The sequence below is a fragment of the Teredinibacter turnerae T7901 genome (assembly GCF_000023025.1).
GTDB lineage: Bacteria > Pseudomonadota > Gammaproteobacteria > Pseudomonadales > Cellvibrionaceae > Teredinibacter > Teredinibacter turnerae_B.
The window spans coordinates 3,444,010-3,467,426 of sequence record NC_012997.1 but is presented as its reverse complement, the minus strand read 5'-3'; the positions used below and the strand labels follow the sequence as shown (position 1 = coordinate 3,467,426).

At 52.2% G+C, this 23,417-nt stretch carries 20 protein-coding genes and 1 CRISPR repeat array; of the genes, 8 read left to right on the top strand and 12 right to left on the bottom strand.

Going from position 1 to position 23,417, the window contains the following annotated elements:
* The first annotated feature begins 7 nt into the window (after positions 1–7).
* The 5 genes from cas4 (at position 8) to TERTU_RS13755 (ending at position 7,225) form a co-directional block, all read left to right on the top strand.
* Positions 8–646: a CRISPR-associated protein Cas4 gene (cas4, locus tag TERTU_RS13775; RefSeq protein ID WP_015818476.1), complete on the top strand. Its 639-nt coding sequence runs from the start codon at positions 8–10 to the stop codon at positions 644–646.
* Entirely contained in the window at positions 627–1,646 is a 1,020-nt protein-coding gene (gene cas1c, locus TERTU_RS13770; RefSeq protein ID WP_015818069.1) for a type I-C CRISPR-associated endonuclease Cas1c, read from the top strand. The genes cas4 and cas1c overlap by 20 nt, the downstream gene beginning before the upstream one ends.
* A 14-nt stretch (positions 1,647–1,660) precedes the next feature.
* Entirely contained in the window at positions 1,661–1,954 is a 294-nt protein-coding gene (gene cas2, locus TERTU_RS13765; RefSeq protein WP_015819316.1) for a CRISPR-associated endonuclease Cas2, read from the top strand.
* Between the two features lie 178 nt (positions 1,955–2,132).
* A CRISPR array of direct repeats spans positions 2,133–4,150; the repeat unit is 32 nt; unit sequence TTCGCGCTCCTCGCGAGCGCGTGGATTGAAAC.
* 946 nt (positions 4,151–5,096) lie between these two features.
* On the top strand, positions 5,097–5,795 hold the full coding sequence (locus TERTU_RS13760) for a hypothetical protein (protein ID WP_015820879.1): 699 nt from the start codon (positions 5,097–5,099) through the stop codon (positions 5,793–5,795).
* 8 nt (positions 5,796–5,803) lie between these two features.
* Positions 5,804–7,225 (top strand): alkaline phosphatase family protein, encoded by a 1,422-nt coding sequence (locus TERTU_RS13755; RefSeq protein ID WP_228378160.1) that lies wholly within the window; start codon positions 5,804–5,806, stop codon positions 7,223–7,225.
* Between the two features lie 414 nt (positions 7,226–7,639).
* On the opposite strand, the gene TERTU_RS13750 is transcribed toward TERTU_RS13755, so the two are convergent.
* The 9 genes from TERTU_RS13750 to TERTU_RS13705 form a co-directional block, all read right to left on the bottom strand.
* The gene (locus tag TERTU_RS13750) at positions 7,640–8,395 is read right to left on the bottom strand and encodes a spondin domain-containing protein (protein ID WP_015818931.1); all 756 of its coding nucleotides are present in this window, start codon (positions 8,393–8,395) and stop codon (positions 7,640–7,642) included.
* 10 nt (positions 8,396–8,405) lie between these two features.
* Complete coding sequence (locus TERTU_RS13745; RefSeq protein ID WP_015819272.1) at positions 8,406–9,107, bottom strand: spondin domain-containing protein; 702 nt, start codon at positions 9,105–9,107, stop codon at positions 8,406–8,408.
* 123 nt (positions 9,108–9,230) lie between these two features.
* Positions 9,231–9,533, bottom strand: coding sequence for a heme-degrading protein HmuQ (gene hmuQ / locus TERTU_RS13740; protein WP_015819853.1), 303 nt, complete (start codon positions 9,531–9,533; stop codon positions 9,231–9,233).
* 447 nt (positions 9,534–9,980) lie between these two features.
* A complete protein-coding gene (locus TERTU_RS13730; RefSeq protein WP_015817560.1) occupies positions 9,981–10,160 on the bottom strand; it encodes a DUF3012 domain-containing protein in 180 nt (59 codons plus the stop codon).
* Positions 10,161–10,406: 246 nt separating this feature from the next.
* A complete protein-coding gene (locus tag TERTU_RS13725) occupies positions 10,407–10,592 on the bottom strand; it encodes a DUF3012 domain-containing protein (protein WP_015820396.1) in 186 nt (61 codons plus the stop codon).
* Positions 10,593–10,947: 355 nt separating this feature from the next.
* Positions 10,948–12,156, bottom strand: coding sequence for a response regulator (locus TERTU_RS13720; protein ID WP_015820564.1), 1,209 nt, complete (start codon positions 12,154–12,156; stop codon positions 10,948–10,950).
* A 153-nt stretch (positions 12,157–12,309) separates the two neighbouring features.
* Positions 12,310–13,668 (bottom strand): class II fumarate hydratase, encoded by a 1,359-nt coding sequence (locus tag TERTU_RS13715; RefSeq protein WP_015819184.1) that lies wholly within the window; start codon positions 13,666–13,668, stop codon positions 12,310–12,312.
* Complete coding sequence (gene acnA / locus TERTU_RS13710; RefSeq protein WP_015819138.1) at positions 13,668–16,448, bottom strand: aconitate hydratase AcnA; 2,781 nt, start codon at positions 16,446–16,448, stop codon at positions 13,668–13,670. The genes TERTU_RS13715 and acnA overlap by 1 nt, the downstream gene beginning before the upstream one ends.
* 41 nt (positions 16,449–16,489) lie before the next feature.
* Positions 16,490–16,957 carry a hypothetical protein gene (locus tag TERTU_RS13705; protein ID WP_015820873.1) on the bottom strand — a complete coding sequence of 156 codons (468 nt, stop codon included), beginning with the start codon at positions 16,955–16,957 and terminating at the stop codon, positions 16,490–16,492.
* Between the two features lie 1,024 nt (positions 16,958–17,981).
* Here TERTU_RS13705 and TERTU_RS13700 point away from each other — a divergent pair.
* A complete protein-coding gene (locus TERTU_RS13700) occupies positions 17,982–18,314 on the top strand; it encodes a hypothetical protein (protein WP_015820006.1) in 333 nt (110 codons plus the stop codon).
* Between the two features lie 84 nt (positions 18,315–18,398).
* Here the strand turns inward: TERTU_RS13700 and TERTU_RS13695 are convergent, their stop codons facing one another.
* Positions 18,399–19,121 (bottom strand): hypothetical protein, encoded by a 723-nt coding sequence (locus tag TERTU_RS13695; RefSeq protein WP_015817329.1) that lies wholly within the window; start codon positions 19,119–19,121, stop codon positions 18,399–18,401.
* A gap of 201 nt (positions 19,122–19,322) precedes the next feature.
* On the opposite strand from TERTU_RS13695, the gene TERTU_RS22030 reads away from it, so the two are divergent.
* Complete coding sequence (locus TERTU_RS22030) at positions 19,323–19,472, top strand: hypothetical protein (protein WP_187148795.1); 150 nt, start codon at positions 19,323–19,325, stop codon at positions 19,470–19,472.
* A 199-nt stretch (positions 19,473–19,671) separates the two neighbouring features.
* A complete protein-coding gene (locus TERTU_RS13690) occupies positions 19,672–20,238 on the top strand; it encodes a hypothetical protein (protein WP_015817965.1) in 567 nt (188 codons plus the stop codon).
* Positions 20,239–20,381: 143 nt separating this feature from the next.
* Here TERTU_RS13690 and purD read toward each other — a convergent pair whose 3' ends face one another.
* Both purD and purH read right to left on the bottom strand, forming a co-directional pair.
* On the bottom strand, positions 20,382–21,668 hold the full coding sequence (gene purD / locus TERTU_RS13685) for a phosphoribosylamine--glycine ligase (RefSeq protein WP_015819302.1): 1,287 nt from the start codon (positions 21,666–21,668) through the stop codon (positions 20,382–20,384).
* Positions 21,669–21,754: 86 nt separating this feature from the next.
* Positions 21,755–23,335, bottom strand: coding sequence for a bifunctional phosphoribosylaminoimidazolecarboxamide formyltransferase/IMP cyclohydrolase (purH, locus tag TERTU_RS13680; protein ID WP_015820917.1), 1,581 nt, complete (start codon positions 23,333–23,335; stop codon positions 21,755–21,757).
* Positions 23,336–23,417: the final 82 nt, after the last annotated feature.

Sequence of the window (23,417 nt, the reverse complement as noted above, 5' to 3'; positions counted from 1 at the left end):
GCTGCACATGGATAGTACTAAAAAGCTGATTCCTCTTGCCGCGCTACAACACTATGCTTTTTGCCCCCGGCAGTGCGCGTTGATTCACAACCATCAATTGTGGGCAGAAAACTGGCACACTGCGAAGGGCCAACTGTTGCACGAGCGGGTTGATCGTGGAGAACCGGAAACGCGAAAAGATATTCGCTTTGAGAGAAGTGTGTCTGTACACGCGCCTTCCTTAAGGCTCACGGGGAAGCTAGACCTGCTGGAAATAAACAGCGCGGAAAACACCCTGATACCTGTGGAGTATAAAAAGGGCAAGAGTAAAGTCGACGATTGTGACCGCATACAGGTTTGCGCTCAGGCAATGTGTCTGGAAGAAATGTTGGGTGTCGAGATAAGCGATGGCGCTATTTGGTACTGGCAAACCAAACGTCGTGAAAAAATTGAATTAACAGAAAAGTTGAGAAAGCGAACGCGAGGCGTGATAGAGGCTGTCGGCGAATTATTTGATAACGAAAGCTTGCCTAAAGCCGTGTTTATGCGCGCTTGTAACAACTGCTCTTTGCTTGATCTCTGCGAGCCGAAAGTTTCACAAGCAGACAGAAGCGTTGGCTATATGGAAGCTATTTTCAAGGATGACTATGAAAAAACTACAAAATAGTTTATTTATCACTCGCCAGAAGAGTTATGTTCACAAACAGCGTGAAACCATTGTCGTTGAACAGGAAAGCGAAAAAATTCTCCAGATACCGATTCATGCGATTAAAAGCATTTTCTGTTTTGGCAATGTCATAGTCTCGCCCTTTTTACTGGGCTTCTGTGCGGAAAACGGGGTCGGTTTGGCTTTTTTTACCGAATACGGGCGGTTCTTGGCTCGCATTCAGGGGCCGCAGAGCGGAAATGTGCTGTTGCGAAGAATTCAGTATGAGAAAACAAAATCCGCTCCACTAGATGTGGCGCGAGCAATAATTGCCGCAAAAATTGTCAGCAGTCGCTCGGTGTTGCAGCGGCATATACGCAACTATGGCTCGCAGGATGATGTTGTGAAAGTCATCGGCCGGTTAAAACACAATTTGGAGCAGGCACGTGTTGACCCATCACTAGATCGGTTGAGAGGCACAGAGGGTGTTGCGGCAGCGAACTATTTTTCGGTATTTCAGCATCTCGTTCGCGTAGAAAACGATGCGGGCTTCGCTTTTAACGGACGGAATAAACGTCCTCCCACAGACCCAATTAACGCCATGCTGTCTTTTTTGTACAGTGTACTGGGTAACGATATATCTGCAGCGCTCCAAGGTGTGGGGCTCGATCCTCAGGTCGGCTTTCTGCATACAGACCGGTCGGGTAGAGACAGCCTTGCAATGGACTTACTCGAAGAGCTGCGGGCCTGGTGGGTAGATAGGTTGGTTTTAACACAGGTAAACCGGCGTGAAATAAAAGCGCGTGACTTTTCCCAGGCCGTAAGTGGAGCGGTAACCATGAGCGAATCTGCGCGAAAAGCGTTACTCAAGGCTTACCAAGAAAAAAAGCATGAGGAGGTAGAACATCCCTACACAAAAGAAAAACTGCCTATTGGGCTTATTCCCCATATGCAGGCAATGTTACTCGCCAGCCACCTGCGGGGAGATTTGGAATGCTATCCCCCTTTTGTATATCGTTAAACGGACATACTTCGATGATGGTTCTTATTACATATGATGTGAGTACGGAAGGTAATAATCCGCAGAAAAGATTGCGCCAAATTGCAAATGCGTGCCTGGATTGCGGGGTGCGGGTGCAATACTCGGTTTTTGAGTGCGAGGTAACCCCCGACCGCTGGGTACAGCTACAAGCGCAATTGTTTGACATTTACGACTCATCGGTGGATAGCTTGCGGTTCTACAAGTTAGGCAAAAATTGGCGGGACAGGGTAGAGCACCACGGAGCAAAGCCAGCGCTGGATATATATCAGGACACGCTGATTCTATAAAAACGCTAACCACCAGTTCTCATTAAAACCCCGATAGGTTAGCGACTGTTATTTTCTATTTAATTTCAATGGGTTACTCAAGATTCGTCTTCAGTTAAAGGAAATTATTGTCAATTTTAGGGAGGTTAGCGAATATCACAATTGAAAGCCCCGGTATTAAAGGCTTTCAGAAGCTACTTTCGCGCTCCTCGCGAGCGCGTGGATTGAAACGTCGTTTGCGTATCGCGGTTTTAATGACGTGGGTTCGCGCTCCTCGCGAGCGCGTGGATTGAAACTTCAATAACTGCGTCGGCTATGGCCTCAATAAGTTTCGCGCTCCTCGCGAGCGCGTGGATTGAAACATCAAGTGAGCGCATAATCTGTATACGCACTTTTTTCGCGCTCCTCGCGAGCGCGTGGATTGAAACTATGTGCAAAGATGGTGATGGCAAAATATCTATTTTCGCGCTCCTCGCGAGCGCGTGGATTGAAACCCGCATCCCATAGCGCCAAGCCTTTGTATTATCTTCGCGCTTCTCGCGAGCGCGTGGATTGAAACCCGGATTTTGCTCAACGGAGCATCACAAGATCTGAGTTCGCGCTCCTCGCGAGCGCGTGGATTGAAACTCCGTCCGCATATGCGGCGTTAGCGCGAGCGATTTTCGCGCTCCTCGCGAGCGCGTGGATTGAAACAATTATGATTTATGGCGGTTAAGCGCCACCCGTTTTCGCGCTCCTCGCGAGCGCGTGGATTGAAACAGTTTCACACCAAGGGCACCGGTGCAAGCTACGATTCGCGCTCCTCGCGAGCGCGTGGATTGAAACTGATGGTCGTGTTGTTGGCGCCCAATGCTTTAACTTCGCGCTCCTCGCGAGCGCGTGGATTGAAACTCGCGCTACGGCCCCAGCTGATACCGCTGCGGCTTTCGCGCTCCTCGCGAGCGCGTGGATTGAAACGCGAATACGAAATAACCGGCTATACGGCAGAGCAGTTCGCGCTCCTCGCGAGCGCGTGGATTGAAACATTGATAGCAATTGGACTGATAACTCGCCTGGCGATTCGCGCTCCTCGCGAGCGCGTGGATTGAAACAGGGTCGAGGCCGAGCATTATCATGTTGTCAATGATTCGCGCTCCTCGCGAGCGCGTGGATTGAAACCCATTTAGACGGGACCGGGATAAACCCGCCTATCTTCGCGCTCCTCGCGAGCGCGTGGATTGAAACGTGCTGCAGCCCGCATTTTGAAAAACTACGGCAATTCGCGCTCCTCGCGAGCGCGTGGATTGAAACCCATTGCGGCAGAATTGCAGGCGCAAGCATTGGAGTTCGCGCTCCTCGCGAGCGCGTGGATTGAAACGATACGCATGTGAATTATGCAACGCTGGACGCTTTTCGCGCTCCTCGCGAGCGCGTGGATTGAAACGTTGTGTGGGATTGGCTGAACATGCAGCTCCAACTTCGCGCTCCTCGCGAGCGCGTGGATTGAAACTGGTTCGACCTCTTCGGGTTCAGCTTTCGCCTTTTTCGCGCTCCTCGCGAGCGCGTGGATTGAAACGACATCAGGGCTTGCTAGATCAGCTAAAAGCCAAGTTCGCGCTCCTCGCGAGCGCGTGGATTGAAACCCGGTGTTGGTGATTTATGACCCCGGCTTTTGAATTCGCGCTCCTCGCGAGCGCGTGGATTGAAACATGATGTACCCCCGGTACCCACTCAACAGAAAAATTCGCGCTCCTCGCGAGCGGGTGGATTGAAACTTCTCGAATAATGGGTTTTGATAGTGTTACTTTTTTCGCGCTCCTCGCGAGCGCGTGGATTGAAACGTGAGCGGGTACGCTATTTTTTGTACTCATGGGTTTCGCGCTCCTCGCGAGCGCGTGGATTGAAACTCGGCCTCGTCAAGCAGCTTCTGTATCTGTGCTTTCGCGCTCCTCGCGAGCGCGTGGATTGAAACGGCGACGGATGAAGGGTTAGGTGTGGTTAACATATTCGCGCTCCTCGCGAGCGCGTGGATTGAAACATTACATGGGCCAAAACAACAGATTCAAATCGCCTTCGCGCTCCTCGCGAGCGCGTGGATTGAAACTTGTAGGCGTCCCAGGGCCTTTGCTCGTGCGGTAATTCGCGCTCCTCGCGAGCGCGTGGATTGAAACGAATATCGCCTCGTAGATTACGTCCACCGGCCAACTTCGCGCTCCTCGCGAGCGCGTGGGGGAGAGCCGGATTTTTCACAGTAACTCAATACGATTTTGATCTGCATGCCCATAGATAGCACACTTAGTGGAGCTTCGGGGTGAAGCTGCTCGAAGCTGAAAAATTTTATCGCTGTTTTTATTGGTGCGCCGATAAAACTTTAAAAAATAAAAATATTCACTTTGATTGCGTTGAGGCGTTTTGCGCTCATACTATAGTTGCGCGTTATTTTGATTATGGGTTTAGCTGTCGCTTTTTGTGTTAGCGACATCTTCGATTCCCCCAACTCCCCCAAAATTTCATCAGCACCCGTCTAATGTAAAAAAATTCGCCACTCCAAATTCAAAAAATCGCAATAAATTTTAACCGTTTCGTCACTTGTTAGAATCCATCTTGCGCCGATTTTTTCTGTTTTGGTGCAATCGCCAGTTTGTTTGTTTTTTTCTCCCCTTGGTGGTGCGTCGGGCTATATTTGTTCGATATTTTTAATGGAATAGAGTCAATCGATAGTTGGTGGTGTACAACTATTTTTATCTATAAAAAATAGTTAATTAATTATACGTTTTGCGAATTGTGGTTTCTCGTTTAAGTCTGTATTGTAAGTGCCATCTTCTGTTGCGCTCAGTTTTATATGTGCGAGTTTTTACAGGCGATGTGTTTTTAGTCGCTTGGGTTTTGTAAGTAAGCACTTATTCTCTTTTTTATCTTTTCTCTGATTGTTGCATGTTTACTTGTCTGGCTTGGTGTTAAACCTTGGTTTAATGCCGTGCGGATATCGAAATACGTTATTTTTTCATTTTAAGGCTTTGTTTTTTTGTCGGATTCAGCTTGTTTTTCTCGGTTTTTCGCCGCTTTTGAAAATACGCTGCTTTTGGCCGATTGGCTTTATTTTTAATGTTTGCAATGCAATGGGTGTACAAAAGGGTGGATCGAATTCCGTTCTCGCTGTCATGAAGATGGGGGTTGCTTCAGAATGGACCACAAGCAATTACTGGTTACGGGGTGTGGCCGCAGCGGTACGAAATATATCTCACTGCTGCTGCGCATGCTGGGTAAGGATATTAGCCACGAGAGTGGTGAGGTGCTTGGTAAGGATGGTATTGCGTCCTGGTATTTGGCGGCAGATTGTGACCGGGCGCCTTTTGGCCCTGGTTCGCGCGGCCTGGCTTTCGAGCACATATTTCATCAGGTTCGCCACCCGTTAAAGGTTATTCCTTCAATGGGGGATTTCCGTAAAGATTCGTGGGAATTTTTATCGCAGTGGGTGGCGGTGAGCGATGACGAGCCTTTAACACTTCGCTGCGCAAAGTTGTGGTGTGATTGGAACGAACTCGCCGAGAGCAAGGCCACCTGGCGATATCGTATTGAAGCCCTGCCGGAAATCTTCGAAGAATTTTGCGCGCGCCTTAACGTACCTGCCGATAGGTCTGCGTTGCAGCGGGTGCCGACCAATATTAATGTGCGGCCAAAACGATTCGAAAATTTAAGCTGGCACCTGGAAATGTACAACTACGAGCGTCGCTCCTGGCATGGCACCAAGCTAAGGCAATTGCTGTTGGCGTTGAGCGGTGATCAGAAACGTCCTTCTTTAACATGGGCACAACTTAAGGCGCTCGATTCGCAGGTTTACCAGCGGGTACGGGAAAAAGCGTATTTTTACGGCTACGAATGAAACTATCTGTGCAACCACGTGTATTTGTTTTTGGGGTTTCGGGAGCAACCTGGGATGTTATTACGCCTCTGGCAAATGCGGGGCGTTTACCCAATATTCGCAAGTTGATTGATGGCGGTGTATCGGGCGTGCTTGCGTCTGTGCGGCCAGAGGGCGACAAGCATTTTCGGCCGCAAACCGCATGGCCTTGTCTGTCGACTGGTCGCCGCCCGGAAAGCCACGGCATTTTACGGTATTTTCATACCGCTGCAGAAATGCAGGTTCCTTCCATTTGGCAATTAATTTCGGATACCGGGCGCAATGTGGGAACCTACAGTTGGCCTATGACCTGGCCACCTAAAGAAATCAACGGGTTTGATATCCCCTGTTATCACGCGCGCGACCGCCGTACCTGGCCGCCGGAGTTGGAGGATATTCGCAACCTGGATCGACAGTCTGCCAAGGCCGTGTTGGACCGCGAAGGCGATGCTCGGTTGCGACTGCTGGAAAGCCTGCGTATGGCACAGGTGCTTGCGCGTTACAATGTGTTGTACCCCATGGCGGGAAGCCTGTTGCGTTCGGCTGCGCGGGTTGCATTTTCGGCCTCTGCAGAGGAGCGCACCCTGGAGTTGCGCCATGCCAAGCAGCAACTTGCCTGTGGTTTGTTTTTGGATTTATGCCGCCGCTACCAACCTGATGCATCGGCGTTTGTCACTTTTTTGGTGGACTATATTTCGCATCGGTATTGGCGCTATCACGAGCCGGAAAAATTTGGTGAAGCACCTGCAGCACCAGCTATTCGCAATGCGGTAATCAACGCATATATCGCGGTGGATAATATGCTTGGCCGCATTTTGCAACGTATGGATAGCAATACCGTCGTCGCTTTTGTGTCGGAGCATGGCATGGCGGCCGAACCGGATTCTACCGAACATGGCGATTGGCATTACGTCATTAACGCTGCGCGTTTGAAGCAGTTTGCTGGTCTGGACGAACATATTCATGCGCATCCGATAGCACGCTGGGTTGCTTACCGGCGGGACGATGGGGCACTAATTGCTTCTGCGGAGGTAGAAAAACTCCAGTCGTTGGTGGTGGTTGAAACCGGCGAGCCTCTATTTCAGGTCTTTAATCAGCAACATGAAATTATTGTGAAATTTAATCTGGCTACCGATGTGGCATTTTATCGTCAGGCGAATTTGGAAAATTTACATATTGCCATGGCGGATAAACAGATAGGTTTTAGCGAGCTTGCCAGGCGCAACGACCGGCGCAGGTCAGCAATGCATGCGGAAGATGCGGTGTTTATTTTACACGGGCCTGGAATAAAACGCGGCGCTAGCTTGCAGGGAGCGGAAATCATCGATATTGCGCCAACGTTGTTATGCGCGGCGGGTATCCAGACTAGTGCCGTGTTCGACGGCAAAGTGCTCGATGTTTTTGGTTCCTAGGGCCTGTTAACACTAATTCAATTCGCTCTGCTGGAGCCTGTATTTTCAGGATGAAAGGCATTTTTGGCGTTGTTTAGCGGGCTAAACGAGCGAAAAATAACGCATCAGCCTGGAAATACAGGCCCAGCCCTGCGGGTTGCGGCTAAAATCCCGCTCTCAGCGTTGTTTATCGCTCATTTGGAACAACCAAACTACGCTCCAAACGCCTTGACAGCGAAATTTTAGCCGCAACAGAATGAATCGAATTAGTGTTAACAGGCCCTCGTTAACGCAGGCCAATCTTAAAAATACACGTTAATCCGGTTTGGGGTTTGGCGCGCTCACCTCAACACGGTATAAAGCCGCAAAAATAAAAACCCCGCTGGTTCGTGCGTGAAGGAGCCAGCGGGGTTTTTTATTGCATAGTGCTCGTGCTTACATTCGTGTGATTTTAATCAGCATCGGGTACTGGTCGAAGCGGTGCGCCTGGTTGAGGGTGGAATCGGCGTAGCCGTCTGCGGCGGTGACAACACCGGGGTGCATGGTGACCTGGTCCATAATGTCGTCTCGCATTTCATTAAACCCTTCGCCACCACCAGCCGGCCCGGGAACGGTTTCCGCGGTTTCGGTATTGGCTTCGGTACCCGCATCGTAAATCGGCACCAACTGCACCATGGTTTCGCCCATTGCCAGGCTGGCGATATTCAACCCGGTCACGCCAGCGAATGCATCGTTGGTATTGCCCGCCATGGAGGCCAGGGTTAATTGCCAGTTGTGCATGGCGTAGTCGCTGCTGCTCATGGTGGTGCTGATTTCGAAGCTAACGCTATTGCCGGGCATTACCGGGCCATCGCCTGCGGTGCTGCTCATGGCGGAGGTTGCTTCGCCAATAAATTCGGCAGGGGCTCCGGCTTCGGCCAGCATTTCCAGGCCTTCGGACGCAGGCTCACCAATGTGCCAACCGCGATAGTTCTGCCCGTGCAATAGGGCGGCGTAGGGCGCTAGCGGCTGCGCCTGGGTGAGGTTGGTCACCTCGATCTGGTAGCTCACGGTAACATCGGGTGCAGGCGTGGGTGACGGTGAAGGCGACGGGGCTGTTGGGCCGTTGTTGTCATCGTCACCGCCGCAGGCAACCAGCCATATGGGTGCGGATGCGAGCACACCTATTTTCGCTAAGGTAGTTAATTTCATGGCTCGCCCCTTACTTAACTGTGATTACAACTTTGGCGACCGGGTTTAACCAGCGGTGAACACGGGAATCCAGGTCACTCATGCCGCCATCTGCCATGGTATCCCCCAGGTTGCCCCGGTGAATATGCACTGTGGGGTTCAGCTCTTCAGTAGTTACGCCGGTTGCGCCTGTACCGCCCTGGCCGCCAGGGTTACCGGGAATACCGGGTGTGCCGGGCATGCCCGCGCTTGGGCCGACGACGATTTCGTTATTGGCTTCGGTACCTGCATCGTAGCCGTTTAAGTAAAGCGTGTAAGTGCCGGTGGTGGTGGGAATGGGCCAGGCGTCGAGGCCGATAAAGCCGTCGTTGGTGGGCACCATCATGCCGACGATAGACAGGTACATATTGTCGCCGGTATCGATATCCATTGCGTCTGTGGTGGTGGCCGGTGGCAACATGCCGCTGGCGGGGTTTTCCATATTTACAGCGCCCATGCCGGTAGCGTAGGTTGCCAGGCCGGAGATATCACCACCTTCGGCCATCGCCTGTAGCTCGGTGGATGCCGCGCTACCCAGTGCGTAAAAATGGGTACTGCTGTCGTGAGCGCTAATAAGTAAAGGTGCGAAGTAAACACCGTGGGTAAGGTTGGTCACGGAGACATCCAGCGTCGCCGCCTGGCTGGTGGCTGCAAGAAGCAGAGAAGAACTGAGTAATAACGATTTTATTTTCATCACATAATCCTGGCGTTGAAAGTATTTAGCTTGCGTAGGATTAAGGTTAACGATGAGACCTCATCAGAGTTTCACAGAAATATCACAAATTTATAGCGTTTTCAGTTCTTCCAGAATGGCGCGTCAAACTACAACAGTGAAGCATTCTAATTGCGGCGGCCCCAGGTAAATATCCCGACGTGCGCCTGCGTTGGCGTGTGCCTTGCGAAAAGCTTCGGATTTTGTCCAGTCTTCGAAATGCTGTTCGGACTCCCAGGTCGCGTGGGACGAAAACAGCACATAGTCTTCGGTTGTTGGGCCTTGCAGCAGGTGGAATTCTTTAAAACCGGGTACGGTTTCGAGGAAGCTGTTTCTGTCTTTCCAAATGGCAATAAAATCCTGCTCGTGCCCAGGCTTTATTTTGAAGCGATTCATTGCGATATACATAGGTTCTCCTGCAGTGTTGGGTTAATCCATGGGGTAGGAGTTTAGCTGCTATTCGGGGAGGAGAAAATCCCCGCGGTATATGGTTTGCTCAAATACACTTTCTGGTTGACCACTTTTAACCTAGCGATTAAATAGATGATCATCTCTACTTAATCGTGCATCCGTGAAATACTGGCGAAAATGTGTGAATTTTCTTATATTTCAAGGGTTTACATTGCCGTTCGGGCTGTGGCGGCGCGTTCCTGCCCCGCCTATTAACTTCGCAATTTTAATTGCCAGGTTAATCACAGAGGTATCTTTTGCCGAAGGGTATGGAGGTAAGCTAAATGGCGGGTGCGCGTACACTCAAAACGAAAATCTGGCGGCAGGGTAGGCGGGGCAACGCCGGGCTTGCCCAGCGCTGCTTCGGGGTGTCAGCGGCGCAGCTATGGCCGCCGACGCAGTGCATTATTTGGTTTTTTTACCGTTCAGTACGCACTCTTTTTGGAAGACTTTTTTGTCATCCGAGGACAGTTCCATAAAGTCATCTTTTTCTATACCGTTACACCACTTGGCGCTGCCTACTTCCGGGCTGCAGGCGCTTACGAAACCGATAACCATTGTCAGGCCAATTAATCTTAACAACATTTGTACTACTCCTTTTCTCTTTTAGATAACAACCCGACAACTTCGTACCTGCTGCGGGATAAATGTGGGGGCTTCCCACGAATGGCGGTGTCGCTTTTTTTGCAAAATACAATCAGGCATACAGTTTTTCCGCACAAGCATGTCGATGCTTGTGCGGATTGTGTTTATTGCATAGCGTGAATCTGTACCGGCTGATCTCTGCAGCCAGACTTTTGACGTATTGTCTTTGTCAGCGACGCTAAAAATTTACATGCCGGGCACTTCTATTTTATTCATGACGCAGTGCTTCATGAACGCCTGACCTTCTTCCATCGACAGGTCTTGTTGTTTTTTCTTGGTCATATCTTTACACCATTCTTCACTGCCCACTTCCGGGCCACACGCACATAACAACATGGCCATTGCTGCCAGAACCAGCGTTCTCAAATACATAGTTACATCCTTTAATATTTCTTTAACACGTTTTCCAGTTGCCGCAGGCTAGGAAGCGAGCGGCAGAAAAATGCTGATTAAATAAGCTATTTCGTTCACGAGGGGAATTTTTGGCGATGTACACAGAAGCCCACTCGAGGCGCGTGATTCTACGTAGCAGCGGCGTTCAGCAATGTGCCTAAAATGTAAAATTAAATAAATGTGAGAAATTGCGCACGTTGATGATTATTTGAATAGGAAAGGGGAAAACGCTGGAGCCATTCTTATTTGCATTAACGCGATTTGTATGGATGGAAATATTATGTGCTCGCTAAGGTTGGATGCAGTGCGAATTCAGCGAGAGAATAGATAGGGGTTAAAACAGCTCCACGTCGCCAGAGGGGTCCAGTTCGTCTGAGTCTTTTACCGCGAGTGTTTCAGTGATTGTTTGATGCTGATTCACGGCGAGTTGTTCCAATTTGTGGGCGACCGCTTCCAGGTCGTCGAGAATATGGCCGCCGCGCACGAGGGTTTGATGCACGCTTTGGGCGGCGTCGTCGAATTGATCGAGGATGTAATTTTCCTGATCTTCCTCTAACCCCAGGCGGTGCAATTCGAGCGAAAGGCCGGTATTAAGTGACGACATAATATCGCCGACCACCGACTGGTTTTTTTCCAGCATGTCGCTGATCAGTGTTAGTGAATTGCGCACAGACTCTACGGCATTGCCCAGTTCGAGATTCTGTTTGGTAAACGATTGTTCTGCGTCGATAACGCGGACTTTGGCGTCGACCGCGCCCAGAATAAAGGGCAATACATCTTTTAATCGACCGTAACGATTGCGGTCTTCCAGCGGCATGTTTTTTACCAGGATGGCAACCCGTGGATAGTTAACCTGTGTACGGCAGCCAAAATCGATAAAGCGTTTTTCCGAGTGCAGCATGGCGAGCAGGTCGCGTTCCAGCGGCGCGACGCTGGTACCTTTGGTACAGGCAAATTGATTGTCGTGGCGGGAAATAAGCATGAGTGAGGCAGAAAGCTGCATGTCGCGCAAATTGGACGCCAGCTCTTCGGCGAGTTTGGTGAGAGATGGCACCTGATAAGAGCGCTCCACAAAGCGCACGGCCTTGCCCAGTTCTGCACTGGCGGCGAGTGCTTCCAGCGCCGTGTTTTGCGCGGTCTGGTAGGACGATTCCAGCTGCACCCGCTGATCCATGTAGTCGCTCATTTTATCGAGCTTGGCGTTTAGCAGTTCTGCACTGCAGGGCTTCACCAAAAAATCGTCGGCACCGACTTCAAACCCCAGCATGCGCTCGCGCACTGAGCTTAGAGACGACAAAAAAATCACGGGAATATGTGCGGTGGCGTCCTGGTGTTTGAGAAAGTCGCAAACCTCGTAGCCGTTGCGGCCCGGCATTTCCACGTCCAGCAGGATCAGGTCTGGCTTCCACGATTGCGCCTTGGCGATACCGTCTTCACCGTCTACGGCAGTTTCCACCTCAAAGCGGCTCGATACGGCTTTAACCAGAACTTTGCGCATAAATCCGTCGTCATCGACGATGAGGATGCGGTTTATTGCTGCCATAACCAACCAGAGCGTGAGGAGTGTGTTTGCTTAACTTTAGTCAAGATCGCGCTTCGTACCGCTGTTTTGCACGACAGATTGGTTATAAAAAACGGCAATTGCTGTAGCTGGTGCGCGGCTTTGCGACTCCCGGCTTGTATGGGTAGGCGAACTTCAGGTGAGCGTGTACGGGTCCAGCAGTTCTGTCAGTTGTTCGCGCGGCAAGTCTGTCATCTCAATGGCGACCTCGAGCACAGGCCGATTTTCTGCGTACGCTTTTTTGGCAATCTCTGCACTTTTCTCGTAGCCGATTACCGGGTTAAGTGCCGTGACAAGCACCGGGTTCTGGGCGAGGGTGGCATGCAGTGTGTCGCGGTTAAGTTGGGTGCCCGCCAGCGCTTTGTCTGCCAGCACTCTAGCGCCATTCGCAAGAAGCTCAATACTTTGCAGCAGGTTATAGGCGATAACAGGCAGCATGGTATTTAACTGAAAATTGCCCGCCTGGGCTGCCATGGTGATGGTGGCATCGTTACCGGTAATTTGAGCCGCAACCATTGCGACGGCTTCGGGGATCACCGGGTTAATCTTGCCAGGCATTATGCTGCTTCCCGGCTGAAGCGCCGGCAGGGTAATTTCACCCAGGCCCGCGAGCGGGCCGCTGTTCATCCAGCGCAAATCGTTGCTGATTTTAAACAGATTGCTGGCGGCAGTTTTCAGGTGCCCACTTAATGCTTGCGCGGTGGCTTGCCCACTTATGGCAGCAAAGCGATTTTCTGCCGGGGTGAACAACTCGCCGGTGATTTCACTCAAACTGGCTGCCACCTGTGGCCCAAATTCCGCAGTGGCATTTACCCCGGTGCCCACTGCTGTGCCGCCGATTGCCAGCGCGTGTAGTGCTGGTTGCAGTTGCTGTATGCGGGTGATGTCCTGTTCTACCAGTGTTTGCCAGGCGCTCCATTCCTGATCGACGCGCACCGGCATTGCATCCATTAAATGGGTGCGTCCGTTTTTAACAATGCCTGCAAATGCCTGCCGTTTTTCGCTGAGAATATTTGCCAGGTGTTTTAGCGCGGGTAGCAGTTGCTCACTCACTGCCAGCGCGGCGCTGACGTGAATGGCCGTTGGAATAACGTCGTTGGAGCTCTGGCCGCAATTAACATGGTCGTTCGGGTGTACCGGAGTCTTTGCCCGATTGCTGGCCAGGCTCGCGATAACTTCGTTGGCATTCATGTTGGTGCTGGTGCCAGAGCCGGTTTGGAAAACATCCACCGGAAACTGATTGTCGTGCTCGCCGCGGGCCACCTCGAAGGCGGCGGCTGCGATGGCGTTGCCTAGGGCATTATCTAATGCGCCCTGGCTGCTATTTACTTGCGCACATGCTGCTTTGATAAGGCCGAGCGCGCGCAGGAATTGACGCGGGAGGGCGAACCCGCTGATCGGAAAGTTTTCCACTGCGCGCTGCGTTTGCGCGCCGTAGAGCGCCCCGTCGGGCAGGGTTACCGGCCCAAGGCTGTCTTGTTCGCGGCGGGGCATTAGACCGGTTCCTCTTCTGTTTCGTGTTGCAACTGGGGTGCTTTCTCTTCCTGCTCGCGGTGTGCGGTGTCGTTTAGCGAGCGCAGAACATATGGGAGAATGCCGCCGTGATAGAAGTAATCCCATTCCTTCGGCGTTGCGATTTGCACGTCGGTTTCAAAAATAATCGCACTGGCGTCACGTCGGGTTGCCGTTACCGTGATGGAATTGGGGCGCGAACAAAAGCGCGAGAACGAGTAGGTTTCATCGCCTTTCAAACCCAGCACTTGTGCATTCTGACCAGGCTTAAAACTCAACGGCAGCACCCCGCAACCCACTAAATTGGAGCGGTGGATACGCTCGAAACTCTCGGCAATAACCACTTTTACCCCGAGCAGATTCACACCTTTTGCGGCCCAATCGCGGCTGGAGCCGGTGCCGTATTCTTTACCGGCAAGCACAATCAGATCCTTGTCTTCCTTCTGGTAGCGCATCGCCGCATCGTAGATTGAAAGGGTTTGCCCGGTTGGAAAATGGCTGGTCACGCTGCCTTCCGATTCCGGCACCAGCTGGTTTTTCAAGCGCGGGTTTGCAAAGGTTCCGCGAATCATCACTTCGTGGTTGCCGCGTCGAGAGCCCAGACTGTTAAAACTTTCCGGGGCAACACCCTGTTCAGCGAGGTACTTGCCAGCGGGGCTTTGCGGATGGATTGCCCCAGCCGGTGAAATATGGTCGGTGGTGATCGAGTCCCCCAGTTTGACCAGACAATGGGCATTAACTACGGGGGCCGGTTTATCTATTTCCGCCTGCATGCCGTCGAAATACGGAGGCTTTTTGATGTAGGTGGATTCTGGCCACGCATAGATTTCGCCCTCTGGCACATCCAGGTTCTGCCAATCTTCACGGCCTTCAAACACATCGCGGTACAGGCTTTGGTAGAGTTCCGCTTTTAAGGTTTTACTCATTGCATCGGCAATTTCCTGTGGGCTGGGCCAGATGTCCTGCAAAAACACCGGTTCGTTCTGCGGGCTATAGCCAAGCGGCTCGGTCATGAGATCTTTTGTCATGGTACCTGCGAGTGCATAGGCAACAACCAGCGGTGGCGAGGCAAGGTAATTGGCTTTTACATCGGCGTGGATGCGCCCTTCGAAGTTGCGATTGCCAGACAGCACGGAGCACACAGTTAAATCCGCGTCTTGCACCGCTTTACTGATCGGCTCGGGCAGCGGGCCAGAGTTGCCGATGCACGTGGTACAGCCATAGCCGACCACATCAAACCCCAAGGCGTTTAAATCACCCATCACACCGGCTTGCTCGAGGTAGGCGGTGACCACCTGCGAACCCGGCGCCAGTGAGGTTTTAACCCAGGGTTGCACCCTGAGCCCTTTGCGGTTGGCGTTAGCGGCGAGCAGGCCAGCGGCCAGCATAACTGCCGGATTGGAGGTGTTGGTACAGGAGGTAATTGCCGCAATAACCACATCGCCATGTTTTAGCCAGAAGCTTTCGTCTTCGTGGTGAACCTCCACCGCGCCCTGGGGCGGCTCTGTACCGATCGCGGTGTGGCCGCCTTCGTCGGCGAAGCGCTCGGCTGCCGTATTACCTGTGGGTTCCTGGGAGGTGTTGAGGTGCAGGTTGAAGCTGGCCGCCGCGTCTGCCAGGGCGATGCGGTCCTGGGGTCGCTTGGGGCCAGCGATACTGGGTACGACGCTACTCATATCCAGTGCGATAATTTCATCGTACTGGGCAGGGGGTTGGCCGTCTTCGCGCCATAAAGTCTGCGCTTTTGCGTAGGCTTCTACCTTCGCGATCTGGTCTGCAGAGCGCCCGCTCAAGGCGAGATAATTCAGCACTTCCTGGTCAATCGGGAATATGCCACAGGTGGCGCCGTACTCTGGTGCCATGTTGGCGATGGTCGCGCGATCGGCCAGCGGCAGGGTGGACAAGCCATCGCCGTAGAATTCAACGAATTTCCCCACCACACCTTTCGCCCGCAGCATTTCGGTTACGCGCAACACCAGGTCGGTGGCGGTTGCGCCTGGGGGCAGCGTACCGGTGAGTTCGAAACCGACCACCTGCGGCACCACCATACTGATCGGCTGGCCCAGCATTGCTGCTTCGGCCTCAATGCCGCCAACACCCCAACCGAGTACACCCAGACCATTGATCATGGTGGTGTGGGAGTCGGTGCCTACCAGGGTATCGGGAATCAGCAGCTGATCGTCGTTCATCTTTTGGGTGGCGACAACGGACGCGAGATACTCGAGATTCACCTGATGCACAATGCCGCGACCGGGTGGCACCACACGAAAGTTTTCGAACGCGGTTTGCCCCCAGCGCAGAAACTGATATCGCTCGCGATTGCGCTCTGCTTCTTTGGCGGTGTTGATGCGCAGTGCATCATCGCTGCCAAACGCGTCGACCATTACCGAGTGGTCGATGACCAGATCGACAGGCACTATCGGGTTAATGTGTTTGGGGTCGCCACCCAGGTTGACCACCGCGTCGCGCATGGAGGCGAGATCGACAATGGCGGGCACGCCGGTAAAATCCTGTAAAACAACCCGCGCCGGGGAAAAAGATATCTGCTGTAGTGGCGCTGAGCGGGTGCTCAGCTGCTTGATGTCAGCAGCCAGAATGTTTTCTCCATCCTGGTTGCGCAGCAGGTTTTCCAACAGTATTTTCAGACAAAAGGGTAGCTGTTGTACCTGCGACTGGTTTGGTAATTTGGTGATATCAAAATAGGTGTATGTCTCCCCAGCAACCTGGAGAGTCGATAGCACTTGGTATGTGTTGTTTCGCATAGGTCAGGTTCTCCATTTTGCCGGGTTACACGGAACCAGCGTTACACGCTGCTGAATTCGTGAAGGCTGCGTACTGTCGTGCGCAGTGCCTGCCGCTCGTTTTCGGCCAGGTCGCCAAAAAACTCCGCCATTTCCGGCGTGGGACTTATTTCCTCCAACTGGGTGTAGGTATCGGCAATAAAATTGTGTTGTGCAGAGACAATACTAATCAGCCCTTCTTCAGTGTGCGATATATCCGGTAATTGCTTTTCCACTTCGTAGTCCATGCGCGATCGGTCTATTTCCGGTTTTTCCTTTAGCCAGGTTTCCACCTTGTTTTGGTAATTTGAGTGGTTGATAAATTCGTTAAGATTCCGTTCACGTTTGCGTTCCCAATCACTTAAATACGAGGCCATTTGAGACACTCGCTCGTTCTGAATACGGCTTTGCGACAACAGTGCATGTCGGTCGGCGAGATCGCTGTGGTACGTTTTTATCTGGCTCATGAGTTCGCATATTCGTTCAGTCATAGTGAGTACTCCCGGCTGATTTTGGTATCGAATAGGTATGCGAGACGCTAAATTTGGAAAAATGTATTTGGCTGCATTCCACTAAATAGCGTGTGTTTCGCTGGCGAACTTTTGCTGACTATGTTGCTGGCGCACTCGTGATTGAGCGCAGATCACAATCGATAGACATAGTAAATCTAGGGCTAAATTACTCTGCAGTTACTAGTTCTGATCAAGTAGTGCGAGCGAAAGTTCATTTATCAAGGGGTTGCAAATGAGATACCAAGCTGAGTTTGGCCGAGGTTTTGTTGGTTTTGTTAACGGTTTTCTAATCTAAATTAAATGTAGTGATTTATTAATTTGATCTATAAAAACAGGCATTTAAGAGCTTTTTATTTTTTATGGCGGGCTATAGCGGGCGATAGCATGAAGGGATTCTTGGTGGGGTCGATTATTTTTAATTGCGGTGGATGTTTTCGAAAATTTACAATTTATTTTTGTATTTAGTGCTTTGGTTAGTTTTTTTGCATATTTTACATTGGTGTAAGTTGGGTTGCGTTTTTTATAGTGGGCGACTTGGTGACTATTCTGCGTTGTAGCTGGAATCCATTTTCAACCGCAGAGCAAAAGCGTAAAAAAGCCGTCCACAGGGGAAATTTGTTTGGGGGGGTGTTTTTCCTGGTGTGGCGTCATGTAAAAAACCAAGTGGCTGCAGATAATAATTGAGTGCTTGTGGCGTAGAAAGCAAGTTATCCGATTGTCGGCGCGATCGTCGTGTCGCCTGGTAGCGGTATTATTTGACACGGTTCCTGTCAGAAATATTCGTTAAATCCAATTTGTTGGAACCAATCACGCTGTGGGCACTAGACCAGTTAGACTATTTTTTAATAACGCTATCAAGTGGCATGCGCCTCTCTTTGAGTGTGAATAAAGCGAGGGTAATATGGCGGCACTCAGCTAGTGGCGGTCTAATGGGTGGATGTTTGATTTTGTGTTGAGCATTCCAGCTGAGGCGGTTTACACCTCTATTGTCCATGGAGATGGTATGTCTAGAAAATTTCTTTTTGCATCCTTGTTGTTGAGCCTGGGTTTTTCCGCGTCCGCAAATGCCGTGAAGATTTTTGAGTGGAACGATCCCGTGCAGGGCAACTATCCGCCCGAATGCAGCGCCGCTAGAACTTATGGCACCGGTGGTGGTGGCTATGGTTTAACTTACTCGTACGACGAGTACACGGTGAACTGCCCCGGCCATCCATCAGTGATTGTGAGTCGCTACCAGCTGTGGCAAGGCTATCAATACACCTGCGATATTTACACAGATACCGCAGGCTATTCGATGAGTTGGAACAATTGTAATAACTGGCGTGTTTACGATTAAACCTCGTTAAGTGGCGCTTGGCTAAGGCTTTGAGTGTACGTTTGCGTCAACAGGCCCTGGCAAGCGCCTTCCTCCTTTGCGGTGCTACTGTTCGAAAAGTGATTTTCCTGCGGCGTCGTTCATATAAAACACAAGTTCACCACTTTTTTCGTCGATAAAATAGGTTACCGCAGAGAGGCCGTGCGCGGTATTTTGTTCTGTGAGTGCACGGCTGAATTTGCCGCTTAGTTGATTTGCCTGCGCGGCATCGGTTACTGCGACTACGACTTTACAGCTTGCGCTCTTACAGTCGACGGAGAGGGGGACTATGTCTTGTAGCGCCGTTTGCTGCTCGAATGAGGCCAGTATCTGGTCCTCTTTTTCGATCGACCAATCATAATTTACCGCTTCCTGCTCGAAGCGCTGCTCGGCGTAGTTTATGGGGGATACATTGTTATTTTTTGCTTCCTGCAAAAATGCCTGGAAGTTCTCTACTGAGTTTTCGGCGTCCTGTTTAGACAGGTTTTGCACGAGATCCTCGCTCATGTTTTCTGGGATCGCCGGAGTGTGCAACGTCTCCTTTTGTGGTTTTTCTGGCACGCGTGCTGTTTCAGCTGTCTGTGCGGTCGGCACTATGCCGGTAATCTGCGGTGAATTATTACTCTCTGCTAAATGCCTTGGATCCTGATTTTGAGCCAGGGCAGAGTGCTTGTGTTCGCTAATTGGCGTTGCCACCGCTGGAATATGGCTGTCGTCAGGATAAAATCGGCCAGCGACAAAACCAAGTGAAAAGGTACCGATAAGGAGCGCCAAGTGTCCCTTGTTCATTGAAACCTCGTATCGAAAGTAGTAGCGGAACTGGGAATAATTCGGTGGCGAGAAGCGCCAGCGTTTCGCAGTGTCATCAGAAGCAGTACTGTTATTCATTATTATGATTTTTGTTCGCCTGAGCGATACGCAACAACCATATACCAGCAGTTAGCAGGAGTCGAGCTGAGTGTACCGGCACAAGGCGTTAGATAGCATCACATGGATGCAGCCGCATCGTTCAATCAGGATGGAAATGCTTCCATAGAACGCAGCGGGATGTCAGCCCACGCGGGGCACGTTATTCTGAGCCTGGCGTACAGGTACGGTCACCTCATGCTCGCAGTGTTGTCGCAGGTGTCCGGGTGGTAGCGTTTCTAAAATTCAATTATCTTTCAATGGGTTACAGCGTATTTTTGCGGTAATTCACGAGTCAATATACTTCACGGTTACGAGTCTGGCGCCTGCCAGACTTTGTTCTCACATGGGCAAAAATTAATGGCAGCCTGGAGTTTCAGCGTATACATTTTCAGCACTTTATGTGAAACGTGTCACTATTTGAGGTGGGGAAATGTTCGATGTTCGATATCTGTTATCTGGTTTGACTGCACTGCTGGCGTTCTGTGCCGTGGGCGCATTGGTGTCTATGCCAGAACAATGGGAGAGCGAGTTGAGCAACGCACCGTCAACCCCAAAGCAGCAGCTGGAACACCTGGTGGCGTGGTCGCTGATCGAGGATACCGAAGTGGCGGGCGCTGGAGGCGAGGGCGCAACTAAAGACCCGGTGCGCGTTGTCGCTATGCGAAACTTGGAGCGGTTCCCCGGGAGAGGTGCAACCATTGTATTGGCAATGCCGGCTGCAGATTATGTGGTAAAAATTGTGTCCACTTATACCGGTCGGGCAGGGGAAGTAGGCTGGCGCGGCAATCTGGCGGGATTGGGCCGGCACTACACGGTGGATTATGTAGAGACCCGTAATGGGTCAGCAACTGCGTCCATTGCCACTCCGGAAGGGGGCTATGTGCTTCGCACTGTGGATGGTCTTGGGGTATTGTATCCCGCCGATGCGTTTGAGCAGCCGGATAGCGTCGACTTTGGGGGCTACTTGATCGCCAATGCGATGAGTTTCAATCGCTAAGTTGACTTGACTTTGATTCCGCCCTAGGACAACTTGGTCTTGCGTGTTTTAAAACGAAAAAAAGCTCCCAAACGGGAGCTTTTTTTCGTTAGCTTGGGCGAATCCCCGCCGGGTTCCGGCGCAGGGGAGTCGCCGTTTTAGTGCTAACTGTTTTCTCTGGCTATGGCGCGATACGCGATGTCGGTACGCATGTACACGTCGTTCCAGTCGATGTGTTTAGCCAGAACATAAGCATTGCGTTGGGCTTCGGTGACGCTGGTGCCGAGTGCCGTGGCACAGAGCACGCGCCCGCCGTTGGTGACTACCTTGCCGTCGGCTTCGCTGGTACCTGCGTGAAACACTTTAGCGTCTGCGGACTCGCCTTCACCCAAACCGGATATTACGTCACCTTTGCGGTAGCTGCCGGGGTAACCGCCTGCAGCCAATACCACGCCGACCGCTGGACGATCATCCCACTCGGTGGTGTGGCTGGCGAGGGTTTTGTCCAGTGCTGCCTGGCAGAGTTGTACCAGGTCGCTTTTGAGGCGCAGCATAATGGGCTGGGTTTCCGGGTCGCCGAAGCGGCAGTTGTACTCGATCACTTTCGGGGTGCCGTCGGCAGTAATCATCAGCCCGGCGTAGAGAAAACCCGTGTAGCTGTTACCTTCCGCTGCCATACCGCGAATGGTTGGCATAATAACTTCGTCCATGACCCGCTGGTAAACCTCAGCGGTCACCACGGGCGCAGGCGAGTAGGCGCCCATGCCGCCGGTGTTCAGGCCGGTGTCGCCGTCGCCCGCGCGCTTGTGGTCCTGGCTGGTGGCCATGGGCAGCACGTTTTCGCCGTCGGCAATCACAATAAAACTGGCTTCTTCCCCCTGCAGGAATTCTTCGATAACCACGCGGCAGCCCGCGTCGCCAAACGCGTTGCCCGATAGCATATCGGTCACGGCTGCTTCTGCTGTGGCCAGGTCTTCGGCGACAATCACGCCTTTACCGGCCGCCAGACCATCGGCTTTAATCACGATGGGCGCGCCTTTTGCGCGGAGGTAGGCGAGGGCGTCTTGTTCGTTAGTAAAGGTTTGATAATCCGCGGTTGGGATCTTGTGGCGGGCGAGAAAGTCTTTGGTGAACGACTTGGAACCTTCCAGCTGTGCCGCGCCTTTGCCGGGGCCAAAGCAGGCGAGCCCGGCGGCAGTGAACTTGTCTACCAGGCCATCTACCAGCGGGGCCTCGGGGCCTACGATGGTGAGTTCGATGGCATTGTCGGTGGCAAACTTGAGCAGCTCATCGAATGCCATAACGTCGATGGGCACATTTTCCATTTTAGCTTCCGTGGCGGTACCCGCGTTGCCAGGTGCGACGAATACTTTTTCCACATTTTCGCTTTGGGCGGCCTTCCATGCGAGTGCATGTTCGCGACCTCCGGAGCCAATAATCAGTACTTTCATTGTTCTAGTTCTATGGTTGATCTACTTGGAATAGGTGACCCTCGCGGATCACCATGGCACCGGATGGGACCCGGTGCCGCTAGTCACTAGTGGCGGAAATGGCGCATACGGGTGAACACCATGGCCATGTTGTGCTCGTCTGCGGCGGCGATTACTTCGTCGTCGCGCATGGAACCGCCGGGCTCGATTACCGCAGTAATGCCAACGCTGGCGGCGTTGTCGATACCGTCACGGAAGGGGAAGAAGGCGTCGGAAGCCATCACCGAACCTTTTACCTCAAAGCCGGCGTGTTCGGCTTTAATCGCTGCGATACGGGCGGAGTTTACGCGGCTCATCTGGCCTGCGCCCACGCCGATTGTCTGGCTGTTTTTGGCGTAGACAATGGCATTGGATTTAACCATCTTGGCCACTTTCCATGCAAATAACAGGTCGCGAATTTCGTCTTCTGTCGGCGCGCGCTTGGTGACCACTTCCAGCTCGGCTTCGGTGACCATGCCGTTGTCGCGATCTTGAATTAACAGGCCGCCAGTGACGCGCTTGTAGTCGTAGCCGCTGCTGGTGGCGTTATTCCACACACCGCAGGCCAGCAGGCGCACATTCTTCTTGGCGCTGACCACTTCGCTCGCGGCGGGGGCGACTGTTGGGGCGATAATCACTTCCACAAATTGCTTTTCGACAATGGCGGCGGCGGTTTCGGCATCCAGCTCACGGTTAAATGCGATGATGCCGCCGAAGGCGGATTCCGGATCGGTGGCAAAGGCTTTTTCGTAGGCTTCCAGGATGCTGTCGCCAATCGCAACACCACAGGGGTTGGCGTGTTTGACGATAACGCAAGCGGGAGTCTCGAACAGCTTGACGGTTTCTAATGCCGCATCGGTGTCAGCCACGTTGTTGTAGGAAAGCTCTTTACCCTGCAGTTGCACGGCAGTGGTAATGCTCGCCTCAGTGGCATTGGCTTCTTTGTAGAAAGCCGCCGCCTGGTGAGGGTTTTCGCCGTAGCGCATGCCCTGCAATTTTTCGAACTGCAAATTAAAAGTGCGAGGGAATGACTCTTCACCGCCTTCAACTTTTTGGCCGAGGTAATTTGCGATTGCGCCGTCGTAAGCGGAAGTATGCTCGAACGCCTGCACCGCCAGGTCAAAGCGGGTGGCATTGCTCACCGCGCCGTTGTTGGCTGCCATTTCTGCGGTGACGGTGGCATAGCTGCTGGCGTTTACTACGATGGCGACATCGTTAAAGTTTTTGGCCGCTGCGCGCACCATGGTCGGCCCGCCGATATCGATATTTTCGATTGCGGTGGGGAGGTCGCAGTCCGGATTGGCAATGGTATTTTCGAAAGGGTAGAGGTTAACCACCACCATATCGATAGGGTTGATGCCGTGCTCGGCCATAACCGCATCATCGGTGCCGCGGCGGGCGAGAATGCCGCCGTGTACCTTCGGGTGGAGGGTTTTAACCCGGCCGCTCATCATTTCTGGAAAGCCGGTGTAATCGGAAATCTCGATCGCGGGAATGCCGCTTTCTTGCAATAGTTTGTAAGTACCGCCTGTGGAGAGTATTTCTACGCCTTGCTGACTGAGTGTCTGAGCAAATTCCACAATGCCGGTTTTATCGGAAACACTAATCAGTGCACGTCTGATGTTAACGAAATCAGTGACGTTGGTCATGGATGTATGCGTTCCTTATAGGAGTTTATCGGTGTGCCTGGTATTGCAGGTTGCGATATTTGGCGAGTCTGCAATAGCCGTT

What these genes read in the sequence shown, in the direction of transcription:
- cas4 (WP_015818476.1), top strand. Translation starts at nt 8, where the DNA reads ATGGATAGTACTAAAAAGCTGATTCCTCTTGCCGCGCTACAACACTAT.
- cas1c (WP_015818069.1), top strand. Translation starts at nt 627, where the DNA reads ATGAAAAAACTACAAAATAGTTTATTTATCACTCGCCAGAAGAGTTAT.
- cas2 (WP_015819316.1), top strand. Translation starts at nt 1,661, where the DNA reads ATGATGGTTCTTATTACATATGATGTGAGTACGGAAGGTAATAATCCG.
- TERTU_RS13760 (WP_015820879.1), top strand. Translation starts at nt 5,097, where the DNA reads ATGGACCACAAGCAATTACTGGTTACGGGGTGTGGCCGCAGCGGTACG.
- TERTU_RS13750 (WP_015818931.1), bottom strand. Translation starts at nt 8,395, where the DNA reads ATGAAATTAACTACCTTAGCGAAAATAGGTGTGCTCGCATCCGCACCC.
- TERTU_RS13745 (WP_015819272.1), bottom strand. Translation starts at nt 9,107, where the DNA reads ATGAAAATAAAATCGTTATTACTCAGTTCTTCTCTGCTTCTTGCAGCC.
- hmuQ (WP_015819853.1), bottom strand. Translation starts at nt 9,533, where the DNA reads ATGTATATCGCAATGAATCGCTTCAAAATAAAGCCTGGGCACGAGCAG.
- TERTU_RS13730 (WP_015817560.1), bottom strand. Translation starts at nt 10,160, where the DNA reads ATGTTGTTAAGATTAATTGGCCTGACAATGGTTATCGGTTTCGTAAGC.
- TERTU_RS13725 (WP_015820396.1), bottom strand. Translation starts at nt 10,592, where the DNA reads ATGTATTTGAGAACGCTGGTTCTGGCAGCAATGGCCATGTTGTTATGT.
- TERTU_RS13720 (WP_015820564.1), bottom strand. Translation starts at nt 12,156, where the DNA reads ATGGCAGCAATAAACCGCATCCTCATCGTCGATGACGACGGATTTATG.
- TERTU_RS13715 (WP_015819184.1), bottom strand. Translation starts at nt 13,668, where the DNA reads ATGCCCCGCCGCGAACAAGACAGCCTTGGGCCGGTAACCCTGCCCGAC.
- acnA (WP_015819138.1), bottom strand. Translation starts at nt 16,448, where the DNA reads ATGCGAAACAACACATACCAAGTGCTATCGACTCTCCAGGTTGCTGGG.
- TERTU_RS13705 (WP_015820873.1), bottom strand. Translation starts at nt 16,957, where the DNA reads ATGACTGAACGAATATGCGAACTCATGAGCCAGATAAAAACGTACCAC.
- TERTU_RS13700 (WP_015820006.1), top strand. Translation starts at nt 17,982, where the DNA reads ATGTCTAGAAAATTTCTTTTTGCATCCTTGTTGTTGAGCCTGGGTTTT.
- TERTU_RS13695 (WP_015817329.1), bottom strand. Translation starts at nt 19,121, where the DNA reads ATGAACAAGGGACACTTGGCGCTCCTTATCGGTACCTTTTCACTTGGT.
- TERTU_RS22030 (WP_187148795.1), top strand. Translation starts at nt 19,323, where the DNA reads ATGGATGCAGCCGCATCGTTCAATCAGGATGGAAATGCTTCCATAGAA.
- TERTU_RS13690 (WP_015817965.1), top strand. Translation starts at nt 19,672, where the DNA reads ATGTTCGATGTTCGATATCTGTTATCTGGTTTGACTGCACTGCTGGCG.
- purD (WP_015819302.1), bottom strand. Translation starts at nt 21,668, where the DNA reads ATGAAAGTACTGATTATTGGCTCCGGAGGTCGCGAACATGCACTCGCA.
- purH (WP_015820917.1), bottom strand. Translation starts at nt 23,335, where the DNA reads ATGACCAACGTCACTGATTTCGTTAACATCAGACGTGCACTGATTAGT.